Here is an 18,404-nt window from a genome sequence, read left to right on the forward strand (position 1 = left end):
GAGTAGGACGCCGCCGAACAATCATTCACAGAGAACCCCCATCCGGGAAACCGGATGGGGGTTCTCTGCATTTCCGGGGCTTTGGGACTTCAAGGCCTCAGAGCTGGAGCTTGAATCCGACGTGCGACGGGACGAAGCCGAGCTTCTCGTAGAAGCGGTGGCCCTCGTTGCGGGTCCACGCAGACGTAGCCGAGGCCGCAGGTGTGGCGGACAGTGACGTGGGGGCGGTCATCGTGCCGTACGGGCGGGTGTGGCTGGCCGGCCTCAGTGGCGGCGCGGCCGGGGCCGTGGGCGTCGAACAGGGGCTTCAGGAGGAGGGGTTACAAGGTCTCGGTGTCGGGCCCTGTGGTCCCTGTAGGCCCTGCGCCGGTAGGCCCCGCCCTGCGAATCGGCCCGGGCCCGCTTGGCGGCCGTCCGGGTACGGCGAAGGCCGTTGGCTCCCCCATGGGGGAGCCAACGGCCTTCGCGTGGTGGTGCCGGTTGACCGTCAGCCAGTCAGCTGTGCGGTGTAGGTCCACCGCTGGTTGGCCCCGCCGTGGCAGTCCCAGATGTCGAGCTGGGTGCCGTTGGTGGTGGTCCAGCCGGGGAGTTCCAGGCAGCGGCCGGACTGCGGGTTGAAGAGGCTGCCGTCGTAGCGCCGCAGCCACTGCTGGCCGCCCTCGGCGGGGTTGCAGTCGCGCAGGACGACCTTGGCCCCGTTACCGGAGGCGTTGTCCTGAGTGCCGACGCACTTGCCGTTGATGGTCATGGTGTCGTCGGGAGTGAAGGTGAAGTGCTGGTTCGCTCCGTTCCAGCAGTCGTAGATGGCGATCGTCGCACCAGCTGAGCCGCCACCCCAGTCGTCGACGCACTTGCCGTAGGCGTAGGCGCTCTGGACGTGGACGCTGGCGTTACCGGTGGCGAGGTTGTTGGCCTGCTGGTCGGTGACGGCATACGGGTAGAGCCGCACGTCGCTGACCGCGCCGTCGAGTCCGGCGGCGTCGGGGAGCTGGTGCGTGGTCTCGGCGCCGATGGTGATCGGGCCGTCGGCCGTCCAGCCGTGCCAGTCGGCGTCGACCTTGGTGGTGCCGACGGCCTGCCCGTTGACGTAGAGGGTGATCGCCTGGGTGTCGGCGTTGTAGGTGCCGACGAGGTGGGTCCAGACGCCGACCTGGGGCGCTGCGGTGTCGTTCACCGTGTAGTACTTGGCCGGCGGGTAGCGGTCCTCACCGGCGAGGGTGAACGACCAGCGGCCGAAGGAGGAGGAGTACTGGAGGTAGAACGGGCTCCGCTGGTTCCCGGTCTGGGAGACGATGGTCCGGAAGCCGTTGGTGTTGTTGATCTTCGCCCAGGCCGCGACGCTGTAGCTGCGGGTGGTGTCGATGCCGGGGCTCTGCTTGGTCTTGTAGTAGCTGCTGCCGTTGAGGGCAGTGGCCGCGCCGGCGACGTTGTTGTGGTCGGCGGTGCGGGTGGGGGCGCCGCTGGGACTCAGCGGGTTGTTGATGCTGCTGTCGACGACCTTCTCGGTCCTGCCGTCCATGGCCCACCAGCTCGGGGCGGCGGCGGCACTGGCGGCGTTCTGGGGACCGGCGTCCCAGGTGAAGGTGGGATTGGTGGGGTCGCCGCTGCGGTGTCCCCACCAGATCTGGATCTGCCCGTCGGCGTTGCGGCCCCAGAGGGTGGGGGCGCCGTTGCCGGTCAGGTCGCCGTCGGAACCCAGGACGGGCCACGTCGTGGCGGAGACGTTCCCGATCGGGACGGCGGCGGAGATCGCGGTCACCGTGGGCACGCTGATCGGGTTGCCGAAGTCGTCCCGGACGGGCTCGCCGTTGTGGGTCGGGGCGTAGGTGCCGGTGGTGAAGGTGTAGGCGCGCAGATCGCCGGTGGCGCGGTTGCGGGTCCACAGGCCGGGGTGTCCCTGGCCCGCCCAGTCACCCGGGGTGAGAAGGTCGATGTCCTTCCAGCCGGAGGCCGCCAGTTGCACGGGGGCGCCGAGCGTCTGGGCGCCGGTGGCCGGGTAGAACCACAGGCCGGCGTCGCTGCCGTTGCTCTCGACCGTCAGCAGGCCGGTCTGGTTCTTGAACTGCAGCTTGGTGTCGAGGTCGCTGTGCGCGGGGTCACCGAGCGAGGCGACCTGCAGAGTGGTGGACCAGTCGGCGGCGTACACTCCCGGCGCGCACTGCGGCGGCGGGCTGTCCGCGTCGCTGCAGTTGGGCTTGGTGAGCACGGCCTTGCTGTCGAAGCGGCCGGAGTAGCCGGTGTTTCCGGGGTTGCCGTAGAGGTAGATGTCCTTGTCGCCCGCCGGGTGGACGATGAGGTCGTCGACGTTCTTGCCGCCGGTCAGGGTACCGCGGTGGGTGAACTGGACGCCGTTGGTCCAGCTGCCGGTGGGGGAGTCGGCCGGCAGCGCCGCCAGAGCCGCGGTGGGACTCTTGGCGAGGGAGTTGCCGGGCACGTTGTACGCGCGGAGGTTGCCGACCCCGTCGTAGGTGACGATGTCGGGAGCGCCGTCTCCGGTGATGTCGCCGAAGACCGGCGGCGGGCCGTCGGGGTTCCACGGCACGTAGAAGGCGTACTGGGAGACGGGGGAGACGTTACCTGCGTCGTCCTGGGCCTGGATGAACAGGACGTTGGTGCCCCAGCGGCCGGCCATGACCGGAATGCCGCCGGTGGGCATGGCGCCGCCGCACTGCCAGCCGGCGCCGGCAAGCTGCGGGTCCCAGCTCCAGCGAAGGCACTTCACCCCGGAGGCGACGCCGCCGTTGGGGGTGGGATCGGTGAGGGTGACGGGGACGTACCCGGTCTGCCAGGTGCGGATCTTGGTGGTCTGCCCGTTGCCGGAGGGCGGGAACTGGGTGGCCAGTGCGCCGTCGGAGAGCTGGTCGTAGACGCCGGGAACAGAGACCTGCGGAGGAGTCAGGTCGACACCGAAGCGGCAGGTGGGGGTGGAACCGGAGAGACCGACCAACTGGTCGCTGGCCATGATGCCGTAGCCGTAGAGGTGACCGTCCTTGATGACGTTCGGGTTGACGGTGAAGGCAGCGTTGCCACCATTGTTGACGAGGGGTGAGTAGCCGCTGTCGACATCGGGAACGCCGGAGACGGTGTAGTCCCAGATGTGGGACCAGGAGTAGAGCTGCCCCTGGACGGGGCTGCTGACGGTGGCGTTGAGGGTGACGGCGCCGTTGAGGTCCGAACCGGCACCGAGCCAGCCCCAGTTGTCGCCGTTGCAGCCCTGGGTCTGGCGGGCGGGGTCGACGGTGTGGGGGACCGGGTAGGTGTACGGATTTGTCGGGGTGTTGGGGGTGCGGTCGTAGGTGACGGTGAGCGTGGCGCCGTAGTCGAAGCGCTTGAACGCGTAGGCGTTGTTCTCGTCGGAGGCCTGGAGTCCGAAGGTCAGCCAGGGCTCGTTGACCCACTGCGCCACGGTCGGGCCGGCGTTCCAGAACGTCACCGGGACGTTGTCATGGCAGGCGCCGCGGCCGGAACCGGCGACCTGGGCGGTCTCGATCGGGCCGCCGACCGGCTGGGGCCGGTTGCTCCAGTTCGTGCCCGTGTTGATGGGGCGGTCGACGAGGTAGAGGTCGACGCCGTAGGTCTTGTTGCAGTCCCAGTCGGCGGAGATGTACTCGGCGAAGTCCAGCCGCGCGGAGTTGATCGCCGCGCCGTTCAGACCGCGGGTGTCGATCTGGAAGTAGGCCCGCTCGATGTCGGCCGGGTTGCAGCTGGGCGCGCTCGGGTAGCTGCCGCACTTGCCGACGCCCAGGTGGTCGCTGTCCGCCGGGCCGTTGACGTTGTAGTGCGTAGCGCCGGGGTGCGCGGACTGGACGAAGGTGGAGCCGTAACTGCCGTTGACCCAGGGGATCCAGGCCGGGTCGATGAAGTACGGCGCGGTGCCCGTGGCAAGGATGTCCTGGTCCGGGGTGACGTCGATGCCAGAGGACGTGGTGGCCACCGGCATCGTCGCGACCTTCGCGCCGGCGCCGGGGCTCTCCGGGGTGCTCACCGAGGGGACCACCTCGCGGCCGCCCGCGCCGGAGGAGGCGCTGGGGGCCGGTGACGGCGAGTGCGTCGTGTCGGCTGCGGGCATGGCCGCGGCCGCAGCGCGGAAGCTCGCGGCCTTGACACCCGGAGTGCTCGTCCGGGTGGCGTCGGCGGAGGCCGTCGGCGCGCCGGCGGCGGGGGTACTGTCCCACATCCGGGGCGCGGGTGCGTGCCAGCGGGGACCGTCGGCGGCGGAGGCCGTCAGGTCGTGGTTCTCGTCGGACGTGATGGTGACCCCGTCCGTGACGGTGCCGAAGTGGAGGTTCTTCAGCGCCGGGTCCGCCGCTGCCTTGGCGGTCTTGACGATCAGTACCGTGCTGACGCTGCCGGCCTTTCCGACCGTGACCTTCAGATCGGTGTCGGCTCCGAGGACCGCCGGGTAGAGCAGGCTGTCGCCCTGGACCTGGGGTGCGGGCAGCGGGAACGGTGCGGTCAGCGCCAGCCTCTTCCCGTCCGTGCTGGTCATGGTGGCCAGCGGCCCGTCACCGCCGCCGGACAGGACCACACCGGACGGGGTGGCCTTGGGGGCGAAGCCGCCGCCCGGTCGCGCGGTCAGGGTGGCGTCCAGCGGGCGCCATTGGCCGTCGGCCTTCATCCGCTGCTGCTGCGGGTGGCGCGACTCCTGCAGCCGGCCGTCCGGGGTGGCGTAGGTCTCGGTGAACTCGGTGGTCAGACGGTCGATCAGGACGCTCTTGCCGGTCGCCTTGGCCTGGGCGAACGCGGTGTCATCCGCCGGCCGGTCCTTCGGGCGGTCCTTGGCGTGTGTGGCATCTGCGGCCGCCATGAGCTCGGTCAGGGTCTTGCTGTCGGTCCCGCTCGGCGTGGTGCCGGCGAAGGCGGGCATGGCGGAGGACAGGGCGAGGACGAATCCGGTTGCGGCGGCGGCGAAGCGCAGCCGAGACACGGCTCGCCCCCGGGTTCTCGAGTGTTCTCTTGGTGGGCGTTCGGGCATGACGGGGCCTCCCCCGGAAGTGATGGTTGGTGCGGACACCGCCGGGATCGGGCAATGCGCACAGGACATGCGGAATTTCGCCCAGGAAGTGAAGGTTCGTCAAATCATTAACAGGGCGGTATGTCCCTTTAGCGGGGCTGGCTGGCGATTTGTCGGTCAACGTGATGTATGCCACTTACAAAAAATTGATCTTGGGCTCGACGGTGATGTGAACGAGTTCGTAGTGTCGCCGACGTTAATTTCGGCTGTTCCATGCCCAGAGGCATGGTCAATTCCCGTAGGGGGCAGTGGTGGCGTCCACCCGTCGTGCTCGATCAACCAGGGGAAGAACCGCCCAGCGGGCGAGAAAACCCAGAACAGCACTGCTCAGCGCACTGGCTATGATGGCGGGACTCGTCGTGCCGGCGGCTGGGGTTCCCGCATTCGCCGTCGGTTCGGACGAGAACAGGATCTGGTCCCCGACGACCACTCAACTTCCCTCCACGCCATCCGTTCCCGGGCAGGACGCGAAGCCCGGATCTCAGGTTCCGGTACGAATTGCGACTCCTGACTGGGTGCCGCCAAAATCCCCGGCGGTCCCCCCTCATGGTGCGTCCACTGTCGAGCTGGCGGCTGCACCGTCGGCCGGCAGTCGGGCGGCCCGGCTGGACGAGGCCGGCCAGACCGTGATCGAGCCCTCCGCCGGCGCCTCCACCAAGGCAGGCGCCCTCCCGGTGTGGCTGGCGCCCGTGGCCGCCGACGGCCGGGCGGCTACACAGAAGGACGCGCCCGTCGAGCCCGGCGCCAAGTCCTCGGTGCACGTCGAGGTCACCGACGCGAAGACCGCCGCGTCCGCGGGATCGCGCACCAACCTGGTGGCGCTCACGCCGACCGACCCGTCGAACGCGTCCAAGCTGCGGGTCAGCCTGGACGCCTCCGCCTTCGGAGCCGGGCTCGGCGGCGACTGGTCCCAGCGCGCCCGCCTCTACACCCTGCCGGCCTGCTCCCTGACCACCCCCCAGGCTGAGGGCTGCCTGGAGCGCAAGCCCGTCGAGTCGCACTACGACGCCCAGACCGGGAAGCTGGTCGCCGACGTCGATCTGCCAGCCGCCGTTGCCGGCCCGGCCTCCACGGCCGCGGCCGCCCCGAAGGCAGGCGTGACGCAGGCCGTGTTCCGCACCGGGCTCACCGCCGGCGCGGCCGCACCGACCGTGCTCGCCGCCGACGCGCCCGCCACCGGCGGGGCCGGCACCTACAGCGCCACCAACCTGGCACCCAGCCAGTCCTGGACGGCCGGCGAGGCCTCGGGCGCGTTCAGCTACAGCTATCCCGTGCAGGCGCCCCCGAGCATCGGTGGCGGCGCGCCGAATGTCGCCCTGGGATACAGCTCGACCGCGGTGGACGGCAAGACCTCCTCGACGAACTCCCAGGCCTCCTGGATCGGCGACGGCTGGGACTACAGCCCGGGCTTCGTCGAGCGCTCCTTCCGCCCGTGCGCGAAGGACGGCATCACCGGTTCCGGCGACCAGTGCTGGGGCGAGGCCAACCTCACCCTGTCCCTGGCCGGCCACTCCGGCGAACTGGTGCCCGACGACGCCTCGTGCCCGAAGACGGCCGGCCCGGACGAGTGGTCCAGGTGCACCTGGCGGCTCAAGACCGATGACGGCAGCAGGATCGAGTTCCTGACCGGCGCCACCAACGGCACCTGGAACGGCTCGTACATCAAGCTGACCGACGCCGCCGGTGCCGCCTACTACTTCGGCTTGAACCACCTTCCCTCCGCCACCGGCAAGCCCACCACGATCGGCCCGGACACCAACTCCGCCTGGACCGTTCCGGTGTACTCGCCCAACAGCGGCGACCCCTGCTACGACGCGGGCAAGGGCAAGGACTCCTGGTGCCAGACCGCCTGGCGCTGGAACCTCGACTCGGAGGTGGACGTCTACGGCAATCTGACCACCTACAGCTACACGCCCGAGACCAACTACTACGCGCGCGGCGGCGGCCAGAACCGGGGCAAGGGCACCAACACCGCCTACACCCGCGGTGGCGTCGTGGCCTCGATCGGCTACGGGCAGCTGCTGTCCGACCAGCTGAACGCCAACGGTGGCTACCAGCCCGCCGCCCGGATCGACTTCGACTCCGGCGAGCGCTGCGTCACCGGCGCCGCGGCCTGCGACCCGGCCCAGCGCACCGCCGCCAACGCGGCGAACTGGCCCGACGTCCCGCTGGACAAGCAGTGCGCGCAGAACGACGTGTGCGCCAACTACGGGCCCAGCTACTTCACCACGAAGTGGCTGAACACCATCACCACCCGGATCCGCTCCGGCAACGGCTACCGCGACGTCGACTCCTACGCGCTCAACCACGTCCTGAAGCTGGTCCAGAACAGCACCGAGAACACCGCGGTCCCGTGGCTGGCCTCCGTCCAGCGCACCGCCAAGGACGAGTTCAACGGCCAGAAGCCGTTCACCCTCCCGGCCGTCACCTTCGCCGACGTCCTGCTACCCAACCGGGTGGACGGCGCGGGCCCCTCCCGCCCCGCCTACAACCGGCCGCGCATCGCCTCGGTGACCACCGAGACCGGCGGCGCCATCAACGTCGACTACTACCAGGCGTCCTGCTCCCGCACCGCCGGGGTGATGCCGACGTCGGCGGACGACAACAAGCTCGGCTGCTTCAACGTCAAGTGGTACCAGCCCAACTCCACCGCCGACAGCAACCCGGTGGACGACTGGTTCCTGCGCTACCCGGTCAAGACGATCACCGTCGACCCGCGCTCCGACCTCGTCAAGGGCGCGCTCCCGCAGACCACCACGTACACCTACGGCGACGCCGCCTGGCACCGCAACGACGGCCGGTTCGTCGAGGCGAAGGACCGCACCTGGGACGACTTCCGGGGCTTCGCCACGGTGACGACCGTGATCGGAACCGGCAAGGACGGCGTCCAGGGCCAGAAGTCGACCACCTACCACCAGGGCATGGACGGTGACCTCACCGCCTCCGGCGCCAAGCGCTCCCGGACGGTCGCCGGCCCGATGAGTGGACCGGTCACCGACAGCGACTGGCTCTCCGGCCAGGTCCTGGAATCGGACACCTACGCCCAGGCGGGTGCGACCGAACCGGTCGCCTTCAGCGTCAGCACCAGCTCCGGACCGGCCACCACCGCGACCCACGTGCGCGGTGACGGCCTGCCCGACCTCGTCGCCCGCTACACCTCCACCAGCAGCGTCGTCACCGCCAAGGCCCGTAAGACCGACGGCACCTGGCGCACCACCACCGACACCACCACCACCGACCCGGCGCACGCCAACCGGCCCGTCACCGTGCTCAACCAGGCCGAGGGCACCCCGGACGTCTGCGCCCGCACCACGTACGCCACGGGCACCGACCCGATCATGACCGTGCTGGTCTCGGAGGCCATCTCGGTCTCCGGCCCGAACGCCTGCACCGCCGCCCCCACGGCCGCCAACACCCTCACGGGTTCGCGGACCGTCTTCGACGGTGCCGCCTTCGGCAGCGCCGGCGCCAAGGGCGAAGCGAGCAGCATCCAGGTCCTGGAGAAGTTCGACGACTCCGGCAAGGCCCAGTGGACCACCACCGGCCTCAGCACCTACGACACCTACGGGCGCCCGGTCACCGTGACCGACCCCACCACCACCGACTCCGCCCACCCGGGCGGCGCGGCCACCACCACGGTCTACAACTCCGCCAACCCCGGCGAGCTGCCCAACGGGACGACGATCACCTCGCCGGCCCCTGTCGGGGCTCCCGACGCGGCCTCCGGCCGGATCTCCACCGCGACCCTCAACCCCGCCCGGGCCCTGCCGATCACCGGCACCGACGCCAACGGGCGCACCGTCACCCAGGCCTACGACGCCCTGGGCCGCCTCACCGCCGTCTGGCTCGCGGGCCGGACGACCAGCGACAAGGCGAACTACACCTACAGCTACGCGGTCGGCAACGGTGCTCCCAGCAGCGTCACCTCCGGCCGCCTGCGCGCCAACAGCAGCTACGCCCAGTCCGTCCAGATCATGGACGGGCTCGCCCGCGTGGTGCAGACCCAGGCCGACCCGGCGATCTCCGCCTACCACGGCCGGATGATCACCGACACCTACTACGACTCCCAGGGCCGCGCCAACCGCGTCAACAACACCTACTACAACGACCAGGCCGGCCCCGCGACCACGCGGTTCGAGCCCGAGGACGCCAAGGTCCCGAACCAGACCTACAGCGTCTTCGACGGCCAGGGCCGTACCACCAGCGTCCAGTTCCGCGCCTACGGTGTCGCGCAGAACGCCACCACCACGTCCTACCCGGGCGCGGACCGCACCGACGTCACCCCGCCCGCCGGCGCCACCCCGACCACCACGGTCAACGACGCCCGCGGCCGCACGACCCAGCTGTGGCAGTACCGGACGCCCGTCGCCACCGGCAACAGCGCCGACGCGGACGTCACCAGCTACGCCTTCAACCCGGGGGGCCAGGAAGCCTCCCGCACCGACGCCGCCGGCAACACCTGGTCCTACACCTACGACCAGCGCGGCCGCCAGACCGGCGCCAGCGACCCGGACGCGGGCAACAGCTCCACCACGTACAACGCCGCGGGGCGCGTGGCCTCCAGCACCAACGCCGGCGGCCAGACCATCGCCACCGCCTACGACCTGCTCGGTCGCAGGACCGGTACGTACCAGGGCACGGTCAGCCCGGAGAACCAGCTGACCGGCTACGCGTACGACACCGTCGCGAAGGGGCAGCAGGACAGCTCCACCCGCTACGTGGGCGGGGCGAAGGGTGCCGCGTACACCAACGCGGTCGTGTCCATGGACATCGGCTACCGGCCGACCAAGACCACCCTGACGATCCCCGGCAGCGAGGTCGGACAGACCAGCCCGGTCACCTACACCACCAGCGCCAAGTACGACCCGATCACCGGGGCCAAGACCGAGGAGACCCGCCCGACCGTCGGCGACGTCTACTCCGAGACCATCGTGTACACCTACGAGGTCTACGGTCTGCTCTCGAAGTTCGGGGCGTACGGCGGCAAGATGTACGACCTCCAGTCGGACTACGACGCCTACGGCCGCAACATCCGCTCCACGATGAACCCGTGGGGCACCCAGGTCGTCACCACCGCCACCTACGACGAGCCGACCGGCCGCACCCTCAACCAGTACGTCGACAAGCAGACCTCGACCACCGGCACCGTCCAGAACACCACCTACGCCTACAACCAGGTCGGCCGCATCACCGCGATCCGGGCCATCCCCGACAACACACCGAGCGCCACCGACCTGCAGTGCTTCAGCTACGACCACCTCGGTCGGCTGAGCACCGCGTGGTCCGACACCGGACGCCTCGACCAGGCGCCCGACCCGGCGGTGGGCGGCCAGGGGGCCTGCACCAACTCCACGCCCACCAGCGGCGCCCAGGCGCCCACCCGCACCACCGTCGGCGGCTTCGCGCCCTACTGGCAGAGCTACCAGTACGACCTGACGGGCAACCGCACCCAGCTCGTCGTGCACGACGCCGGCGGCGACACTGCCAAGGACACCACGGTCACCCAGACCTTCCCGTCCACCGGCACCCGCAACGCCCCGACCAGCGCGCCCAACAGCGGTGGCGGCACCGGCGGGCCGCACGCCCTGCTGAGCTCCACCAGCAGGACGGGCAACAACGCGCCCACCACCAGCACCACCCAGTACGACGCGGCCGGGCGCACCACCGCCATCACCGACACCAACGGCACTGCCAAGCTCACCTGGAACGGTGAGGACCGGCTGGAGTCGCTGGCCAAGACCGACGGCGGCACCACCACCTACCTGTACGACGCCGAGGGCAACCAGCTCATCCGCCGCAACCCCGGCAAGACCACCATCAACATGGGGGCCGACGAGCTCACCGTCGACACCAGCACCACCACCAAGCAACTCGCCGGCGCCCGCTACTACGACATACCCGGCGGCACCACCCTGGTCCGCCAGGGCGGCGGCAGGCTGACCTACCAGATCGCCGACCACCACGGCACCGGCGTCCTGGGCATCGACTCGGCAACTCTGACCGAGACCCGACGGCCCAATGACCCGTTCGGCAACCCCCGGGGCACCCAGCCGAGTACCTGGGCCGGAGACAAGGGTTTCGTCGGCGGTACCAAGGACGACGTCACTGGACTCACGAACCTCGGGGCCCGGCAGTACCAACCGACCACCGGGCGGTTCCTGAGCCTCGATCCCATCCTCGACCGGGCCGATCCCCAGCAGTGGAACGGCTACGCGTACGGCGACAACGATCCCGTCAACCGTGCGGACCCCAGCGGTCTGTTCTCCATCGTCGACTTCATCAAGCCGCTCATCATCGCGGTCGCCACTGCGGTCGCCTCGGCCATGGGCTGGGCCATCCCGAGCGCTAAACCCGTCTCCCCGAACGTCGTCTCCGTCCCGGCGGTCGACCAGGCGGAAGAGAGCGCACAGCGGGCCGAAGCCGCGAAGCAGAAGGTCGAAGCGGCGCACCACAAGGAGAACCAGGCCAAGCAGAAGGTGATGGGCGCCGGCAAGCAGCTGGCCAAGATCGCCGCCGACGAACTCGGCATCACGGACGCCTTCGACTGCGTCACCAAGGGCGACCTCGGCGCCTGCGGCGAGACCGTGCTCAACGTCGCCACCAGCCTGATCGGCGGCGGTCCGCTCGCCAAGCTCGCCAAGAAGTACGCGTTCCATTGGGGCAAGGCCTACGAGCTCGCCAAGACGATCAAGCGCCTCGCCAACGAGCTCTACGACGGCTTCAAGGCCTGGCGCACGGAGTCCAAGGCCGCCCGCGAGGCCGAGCAGATCGCCGGCAGCTGCATGATCGGCGGAAAGAACAGCTTCAAACCCGACACGCCTGTCCTGCTCGCAGACGGCAGCAGCAAACCCATCAAGGACGTGAAACAGGGCGACGAAGTCCTGTCGACCGACCCACAGACCGACAGCACCAAGCCCGAGGCCGTCGCCGCCACCATCGTCACCCCCGACGACCAGCAGTTCACCGACCTCACCCTCGCCGCCGACGCGAAGCTGGCTGCGACCCTCACCTCAACCCAGCACCACCCCTTCTGGGACGAGACCACCCAGCGCTGGACCGACGCCTCCGACCTCCACGTCGGCGAGCGGGTCCGCGCGGCCGACGGCACCTTCCTCACCGTCCAGTCCATCCGCAACTACGAGACCGACCCGCAGGAAGCCCGCAACCTCAGCGTCGCCGAACTCCACACGTACTATGTGCTGGCGGGGACCACGCCAGTGCTCGTTCACAATGCAACTCCAGGTCAGAAATGTGACCTCACTCTAGGTGCTGGTCCCCATGCTAAGGAGGGAGTGGCGCTGGTCGATGGCGATATCGATGCCCCAGGGGTTCGGGATTTGATTGATGAGGCGGGAAATGCTCATGGCTGCCACACCTGCACCGCTACAACATCTGGGACTCCCTCTGGTAGTTGGATTCCAGATCACCAGCCGCCAACGACGGCAGTCTCTCCCGGCACGCCGCAAACTGCATATCCGCACTGCATAAAGTGTGCCCGGATACAAGGGGGAGTGGTGTCAACCCTAGTGCGAGAAGTTTCGAAGGGATTCTGATGAGTGATTCGGTGCTGTCATTTCGGGTGAGGGTGGATCACGGATGCCTTCTAGTACGTGATATGCAGGGGGACGATGACGTCTCTGACTGGGATCCAGGCTCCTCGAACTGGTATAAGTCGGGCAGCTCGGTTATCTTCGGCGTGCTGCCTGCCTCGGAGGGTTGGATTGAATGCGAGGTGTGGAAGAGTCGCCCTCATCATCTCCTGCCGATCCGCCTATTCGCTGAGAAAATTGAATCGCCGTCCGGGTGGTTGGTGATTCACGATCCCAACGAGCATGTGCGGATGGCGTTCCGCGGTTCTCTCGGCTCGACCAGGGTCTCTGCACTGGTTGATAACCGCGATTTTGCATCAAAGGTGCAGATTGTCATCGGAGATGATATCGAGTAGAAGAGTCTGACCAATGAAGAGATCCTTGAGGTGCGTCAGCGGCCGCTAAGGCGGCTCGGCGGGCGATTCTAAAGGAAGATCTCGAATACCTTGTGAGGCCCTCCGGATTCTTGGTTCCGGAGGGCCTCACGGTTCCTCTGCGACGTCTGACGGCAGTAGTTGACGGCAACGTCAGCGGACGGATGCTGCACAAAGCGGCGGGTCGTCACCGTCGTCGGGCTGGCCAGCGGTGTCGGCGGGGTAGCGAAGGGCGCGGCCGAGGAGGTCGATGGCTTGCCGCTGAAGGCGGAGGCGGACGTGGGCGTAGACCGTGGCGGTGACGCCGATGTGGCGTGTCCAAGGAGTTCCTTGATGACGACGAGTTCGACGCCCTGTTCCAAGAGGAGGGTCGCGGCCGAGTGCCGGAGGTCGTGGAATCGGATCGCCCGCAGGTGGGTGTAGTGAAGGAGAGCCTTGAAGTGGCGGGTGAGGGTGGCGGGTTCGATCGGGTGGCCGTCGGGCCGGGTGAAGACGTGGCCGCTGTCCATCCAGCCGCTGCCGGCCTTCACCCGCTCCTGAGCCTGCTGCTCACGATGGGTCCGAAGAGAGCGCAGGCAGGGCGATGCGGCGCTCCGAGCCGATGGTCTTTGTCGGGAGCGTGGTCAGGCCGCCGGTGCGGGTGCGCTGGAGGGTCCGGCGGATGTTGGCGGTGCCGCCTGCGAGGTCGAGGTCTTCCCAGCGCAGGCCGAGGAGTTCGCCCTTGTGGAGTCCGGTGTGGAGGGCGAGTTCGAACAGTGCGTGCAGCCGGTGTCCGCGCGTGGTCGAGAGGAACTGGCGGCTTCGTCGGCGGTGAGTGGTTCAAAGCGCCGGGGTCGGGGTGTGCCGGTGCGGACGTTGCGGGCGACGTTGCGGGGGATCCCTGCCTCGCGCACCGCGTGCTCCAGTGCCGACTTCAGTACGGAGTGGATGTAGGCGAGCGTCAGCGGGGAGAGTCGCATGCGGCAGCACCTCCCGACTGCGCAGCAGCGGGGGCAGCGGTCGGCCACCGCGTCGGGCTTGCGGCCGGCGTCGATGCCGCGCGCGCAGCATTGGCAGACGGTGCGGAGTTCGTTCAGCCAAGTGCGGATGTCCTTGGCGGCGAGTTTGGTGAGCTTCTTCTTGCCCAGGCCGGGGATGAGGTACCGGTTGGCGCAGGCGGTGTAGCGGGTGTGGGTGTTCTCCCGGAGATGGTGGACGGCGACGTTCTCCAGCCAGTAGGCGAGGAACACTACGACGCTGCCCTGCGCAGTCGGGGCGGGGACGCCGAGGTTGCTGGTGGCGATGCTGGTGCTGTAGCCCGAGCCGTGGTAAGTGCAGTGGCCGCCGACGAGTAGCAGCGGGACTTGGTGGAGAAGTGGCCTCGGAAGCCGAGCATGTGCGCCCACTTCCAGAGCTTGAGGTCGGCGAACTCCGGGCGTTGGCCCAGGTCCCAGCAGGTGCGGATCATCTGCCGCACGTGGCGTTCGACGGCCGGCCGGGGCAACTGGCGGGACTGGCCGGTAGCCGCGCGGGTCCGGCATTCCACGGGCACGCCGGTCTGTGTGGACTGGGCCATTCCGCGTCCCTGGCAGGGGCGGCAGAACGGCGCATGATCCAGGGTGCCGGAGGCGTCGGCGAACTTGGTGGCGTACTTCGCCACGTACGGCGACGGCCTGATCGGTGAGTTCGGCGTCGGTGTCGAAGGTGGTGATCTCGCGGACGTCGATCTGTTCGCCCCAGGTGAGTTCGCGTTCCCCGACCGAGTTGGACACGACGGTGACGCAGACGCGGGCGGTGGTGGCCCGGATGGCGTCGCCGAGCAGGGGTACGGTGGCGCAGGTCGGCGGGGACAGCGTGGAAGTGGACCGGGCAGCGCTTCTGGCCCTCGGCGACCTTGGCGAACGAGAACCGCAGCACTGCGCGGGCAGCCCTCTGCGTGAGGCCGAGGCCGTCGCCGCCACCATCGTCACCCCCGACGACCGGCAGTTCACCGACCTCGCCCTGGCCGCTGACGCGAAGCTGGCTGCGACCCTCACCTCAACCCAGCACCACCCCTTCTGGGACGAGACCACCCGGCGCTGGACCGGCGCCTCCGACCTCCAGGTCGGTGACCAGGTCCGCGCGGCCGACGGTACGTTCCTCACCGTCCAGGCCGTCCGCAACTACGAGACCGATCCGCAGGAAGCCCGCAACCTCAGCCTCGCCGATCTCCACACGTACTATGTGCTGGCAGGCACCACACCGATCTTGGTTCATAATGCCCGACCGCCGCGGCAGAGGCCCGATTTCAACGCGATCGATGATGATGGAAACGCCTACCCGCATTCGAAATTCATGAGGGCAGGCGACACTGGTGAGATCAAGAAGTATGCCGAATGGGGCCCCAACGTTAACCCGCGGGATAGCAGGTCGTTTGACTTGATCAAGCGATTCGATAGGTTTGGGCCAGGGCACACAAACGCGGACGGGACAGTGGTCCCCACTCCGCACATCAATGAGGCCGATGGCTCGGCCCGCCCGTTGGAGGACTGGGAGAAGCCGATGGGATGTCCGTGATCGTATGAATGCTCTGGAATTCCTTCAGTCCTGGTACGAGTCCCAGTGCAACGAAGACTGGGAGCATGAGTTCGGCGTTCGGATTGAAACGCTCGATAATCCTGGCTGGACGATCGAGATTGACCTGATCGATACTGAAATTGAAGGGCGTCAACTGAGGAAGACCAAGCAGGAGGCTCCGGGCGGCCGATGGATCTGGTCCTGCTCCGATGGCGAAAAATTCGAGGCATCATGTGATCCCTTCTCGCTGGAGAGCGCGATTCTCCGGTTCAAGGAATTTGTTGAGGATCGCACCGAGGGAACGTAGCTAGTCCCGCGGACGGCCAGCAAACGCAGGTTGTCCGTCGACACCGCCCCGGACGTGCGCGGTCCCACCACCCAAACGGGTGGTGGGACCGCGCCAATTTGCCAAGTCGGATGGTGGGGGCTGGGACGGGCGCGGAGGGGAATCACCGCGATGTCGTGAAATGCACGGAGCGGTGTCGCGTTTGACTACTACGGATAGCTGCCCGCGCGCATCAGGCGGCGCTCCTTCGCTGCACCCATTCTGATTCAGGCTCGATCCGTGGTCGCCGAACAACCCGTAGCAGGGTGTTCGGATCGATTCGGAAGATCGAAGGCGCCCCCCTTGCCCGGCACGTGAGTGCCGGGCAAGGGGGGCGCTGTTTTGCAAGGTTTACCGGGTGGGTGGGGTGACGATGGGGAACTTCGGGTCGGGGAGGGTCAGGGTTTCGAAGACGGCGTCGGCCGCCTGTTGGGCGTTCGCGCCCGCGAGGGTGATGCGCTGGTCCTGGACGGCCTGGTCGAAGTTGTGTCGGAAGCCGGGGGTCTGGGCGAGGTCGTCGAGGGTTTGGCGGCTGAGCGTGATGGTGGCGTCCGGCACGTCGACGAGGCGGTCGCCGCCGGCCACGAACACCAGCACGCCGTTGCGCAGGGTGGTGGTGCAGGTGTCGCCGGTGTCGGTGAACACCCAGTTCAGGGTGATCGGGAGGCGGTTCCGCTCGGCGGCCGTCGGCCCGTCCACGCTGCGGGCGAGGGCGGAGAAGTACTGGTCCAGGGTGGTGCTGCGGATCAGGTCGGCGGAGGTCTGGCTGGTGATCAGCGGCTGCGGGCCGTCGACGACCTCCCGGGCGCCGGTCAGGTAGGCGTTGCGCCAGGTCCCGTTGGCGCTGCCGTAGCCGAGCTGGGTGAAGACCTTGGCCTGGAGCTCCTTGGCCCGGGTGACCTGCGGCTCGGCGAGCGGGCTGCCCGAGTCGGCGGCGGCGCCGAAGATGACGTGGTCGAGGAGTTCGGCGGCCCAGCGGAAGCCGTCCGTGGTGTCGGTGTCGTAGGCCCGCTGGGCCGCCGTGACGACGGCCTCGGCGCCGCCCATCGCCTCGACGTACGCCGCGCCGGCCTTGACGGGCGGGAGCTGCCACAGGTGGGCCGGGTTGCCGTCGTACCAGCCCATGTACCGCTGGTAGACCGCCTTGAAGTTGTGGCTCAGCGAGCCGTAGTAGCCCTGGTTGTACCAGTGGTCGTCCAGGCCCGGCGGGAGGGTCTCCAGCTCCTCGGCGATCTCTATACCGGTGCGGCCGGCGTTGATCAGCCGCAGCGCCTGGTCGTTGAGGTAGCCGTACATGTCGCGCTGGGTGTTGAGGAATTCGAGGATGCGGGCATTGCCCGGCGCGCTGCCCTCGCTCTCCTCGCTCCACATCGGCCAGTGGTGCGAGGCGAACAGGACGTCGGTCTCCTTGCCGAAGGTCTGGATCGCCTCGGTCAGGTACTTCGACCACGCGTGCGCGTCCCGGACCTGGGCGCCCCGCAGGCTCAGGATGTTGTGCATGGTGTGCGTGGCGTTCTCCGCGATGCACAGGGTGCGGGCGGCCGGGAAGTAGATGTTCATCTCCGCCGGGGCCTCGGTGCCCGGGGTGAGCTGGAACAGCATCTGCACGCCGGCCAGGTCGAACTGGTACAGCCCCGGCCGCCAGGGGATGACGTAGGCGTTGCTCCACTGGTCCTCGGGGACCGCGGGGTGGGCGGGCCCGCCGATGTAGTCGGTCGGCGGGACGAGCGTCACCTCGCCGGTGGAGATGGTCGTGCCCAGGCCCGAACCGGCCTGCCCCGCCGGGCCCTTGTCGAGCTGCGCCGCGTACATGTACTGCGCGCGCCGCGCCATCGCGGGGCCCGCGTAGACGTTCTCGCTGATCGCGTGCTCCAGGAAGCCCTCCGGCGCGACCACGGGGACGCCCGGCTCCAGCGGGTCGCCCTGCTCGGCGAACAGGCCCCGGGAGCCGCCGAAGTGGTCGACGTGGCAGTGGGTGTAGACGATGCCCCGGACGGGCCGCTGCTCCCGGGTGAGTTCGGTCCTGTCCCGGAACAGCCTGAGCGCGGCCTGCGCGGTCTCGTAGCAGGCCAGCGGGTCGATGACGACCAGGCCCGCGTCGCTCTCGATGATCGTCATGTTCGACAGGTCGTAGCCGCGTACCTGGTAGATCCGGTACGCGGGACAGCTGGTGACCTGGAACAGCCCGGCGATGGCGGTGAGTTCGCCCTGCCGGTGCAGGCTGCCGTTGACCGTGGGCATCTCGGTGCGCAGGTCCGGCTGGAGGAACTCGTACGCGGTGAAGTCCCAGACCACCTCCGACGGGTTCTTGCGGGACATGATGACGGGCACGTCCGGCGGGGCGATCATGAACCGGCTGGCGTCGGCGAAGTCCCGGCCGTCCTTCTCGTCGGCGATCCTGGCCGCCTCGGCGGCCTTCCGGTTCGCTTCGGCGGTGGCGGGCGTGGGCTCGATGGGCTCGGTGTACGAGGACGTTCCGGACATGGCGAAGCCACCTCCATGGGTAGGTGAGCGAACCGCCGCACCGCGGCAGGGCAGTCACGCTATGTGTGTATACGACTACAGAC

7 protein-coding genes and 2 pseudogenes are annotated in these 18,404 nt (G+C 68.7%); 4 read left to right on the forward strand and 5 right to left on the reverse strand.

The annotated features are described in order from the left end of the window. Window positions 1-97: 97 nt before the first annotated feature. Window positions 98-187 (reverse strand): annotated as a pseudogene (locus ACFWPI_RS29140) (GNAT family N-acetyltransferase); the annotation flags it as partial. 300 nt (window positions 188-487) lie between these two features. Beyond that, window positions 488-4,927: a LamG-like jellyroll fold domain-containing protein gene (locus tag ACFWPI_RS29145; RefSeq protein WP_380380070.1), complete on the reverse strand. Its 4,440-nt coding sequence runs from the start codon at window positions 4,925-4,927 to the stop codon at window positions 488-490. Window positions 4,928-5,640: 713 nt separating this feature from the next. Here ACFWPI_RS29145 and ACFWPI_RS29150 point away from each other — a divergent pair. Together ACFWPI_RS29150 and ACFWPI_RS29155 are read left to right on the forward strand one after the other, a co-directional pair. Further along, window positions 5,641-12,567, forward strand: a complete 6,927-nt coding sequence (locus tag ACFWPI_RS29150; protein ID WP_380380072.1) for a polymorphic toxin-type HINT domain-containing protein — start codon at window positions 5,641-5,643, stop codon at window positions 12,565-12,567. Next, complete coding sequence (locus ACFWPI_RS29155; RefSeq protein ID WP_380380074.1) at window positions 12,567-12,959, forward strand: hypothetical protein; 393 nt, start codon at window positions 12,567-12,569, stop codon at window positions 12,957-12,959. Before ACFWPI_RS29150 ends, ACFWPI_RS29155 begins: the two co-directional genes overlap by 1 nt. Window positions 12,960-13,130: 171 nt before the next feature. On the opposite strand, the pseudogene ACFWPI_RS29160 reads toward ACFWPI_RS29155, so the two are convergent. Beyond that, window positions 13,131-14,260 (reverse strand): annotated as a pseudogene (locus ACFWPI_RS29160) (tyrosine-type recombinase/integrase); the annotation flags it as partial. Further along, the gene (locus ACFWPI_RS29165) at window positions 14,206-14,616 is read right to left on the reverse strand and encodes a replication initiator (protein WP_380380076.1); all 411 of its coding nucleotides are present in this window, start codon (window positions 14,614-14,616) and stop codon (window positions 14,206-14,208) included. The gene ACFWPI_RS29165 and the pseudogene ACFWPI_RS29160, both read right to left, overlap by 55 nt. A 35-nt stretch (window positions 14,617-14,651) precedes the next feature. On the opposite strand from ACFWPI_RS29165, the gene ACFWPI_RS29170 reads away from it, so the two are divergent. Together ACFWPI_RS29170 and ACFWPI_RS29175 are read left to right on the forward strand one after the other, a co-directional pair. After that, the gene (locus ACFWPI_RS29170) at window positions 14,652-15,512 is read left to right on the forward strand and encodes a polymorphic toxin-type HINT domain-containing protein (RefSeq protein WP_380380078.1); all 861 of its coding nucleotides are present in this window, start codon (window positions 14,652-14,654) and stop codon (window positions 15,510-15,512) included. 4 nt (window positions 15,513-15,516) lie between these two features. Next, a complete protein-coding gene (locus ACFWPI_RS29175; RefSeq protein WP_380380080.1) occupies window positions 15,517-15,819 on the forward strand; it encodes an immunity 53 family protein in 303 nt (100 codons plus the stop codon). Window positions 15,820-16,188: 369 nt separating this feature from the next. On the opposite strand, the gene ACFWPI_RS29180 is transcribed toward ACFWPI_RS29175, so the two are convergent. Further along, window positions 16,189-18,321 carry an alkyl/aryl-sulfatase gene (locus ACFWPI_RS29180; RefSeq protein WP_380377017.1) on the reverse strand — a complete coding sequence of 711 codons (2,133 nt, stop codon included), beginning with the start codon at window positions 18,319-18,321 and terminating at the stop codon, window positions 16,189-16,191. Window positions 18,322-18,404: the final 83 nt, after the last annotated feature.

Source organism: Kitasatospora sp. NPDC058492 (assembly GCF_042720685.1).
In the GTDB taxonomy this organism is placed as follows: Bacteria; Actinomycetota; Actinomycetes; order Streptomycetales; family Streptomycetaceae; genus Kitasatospora.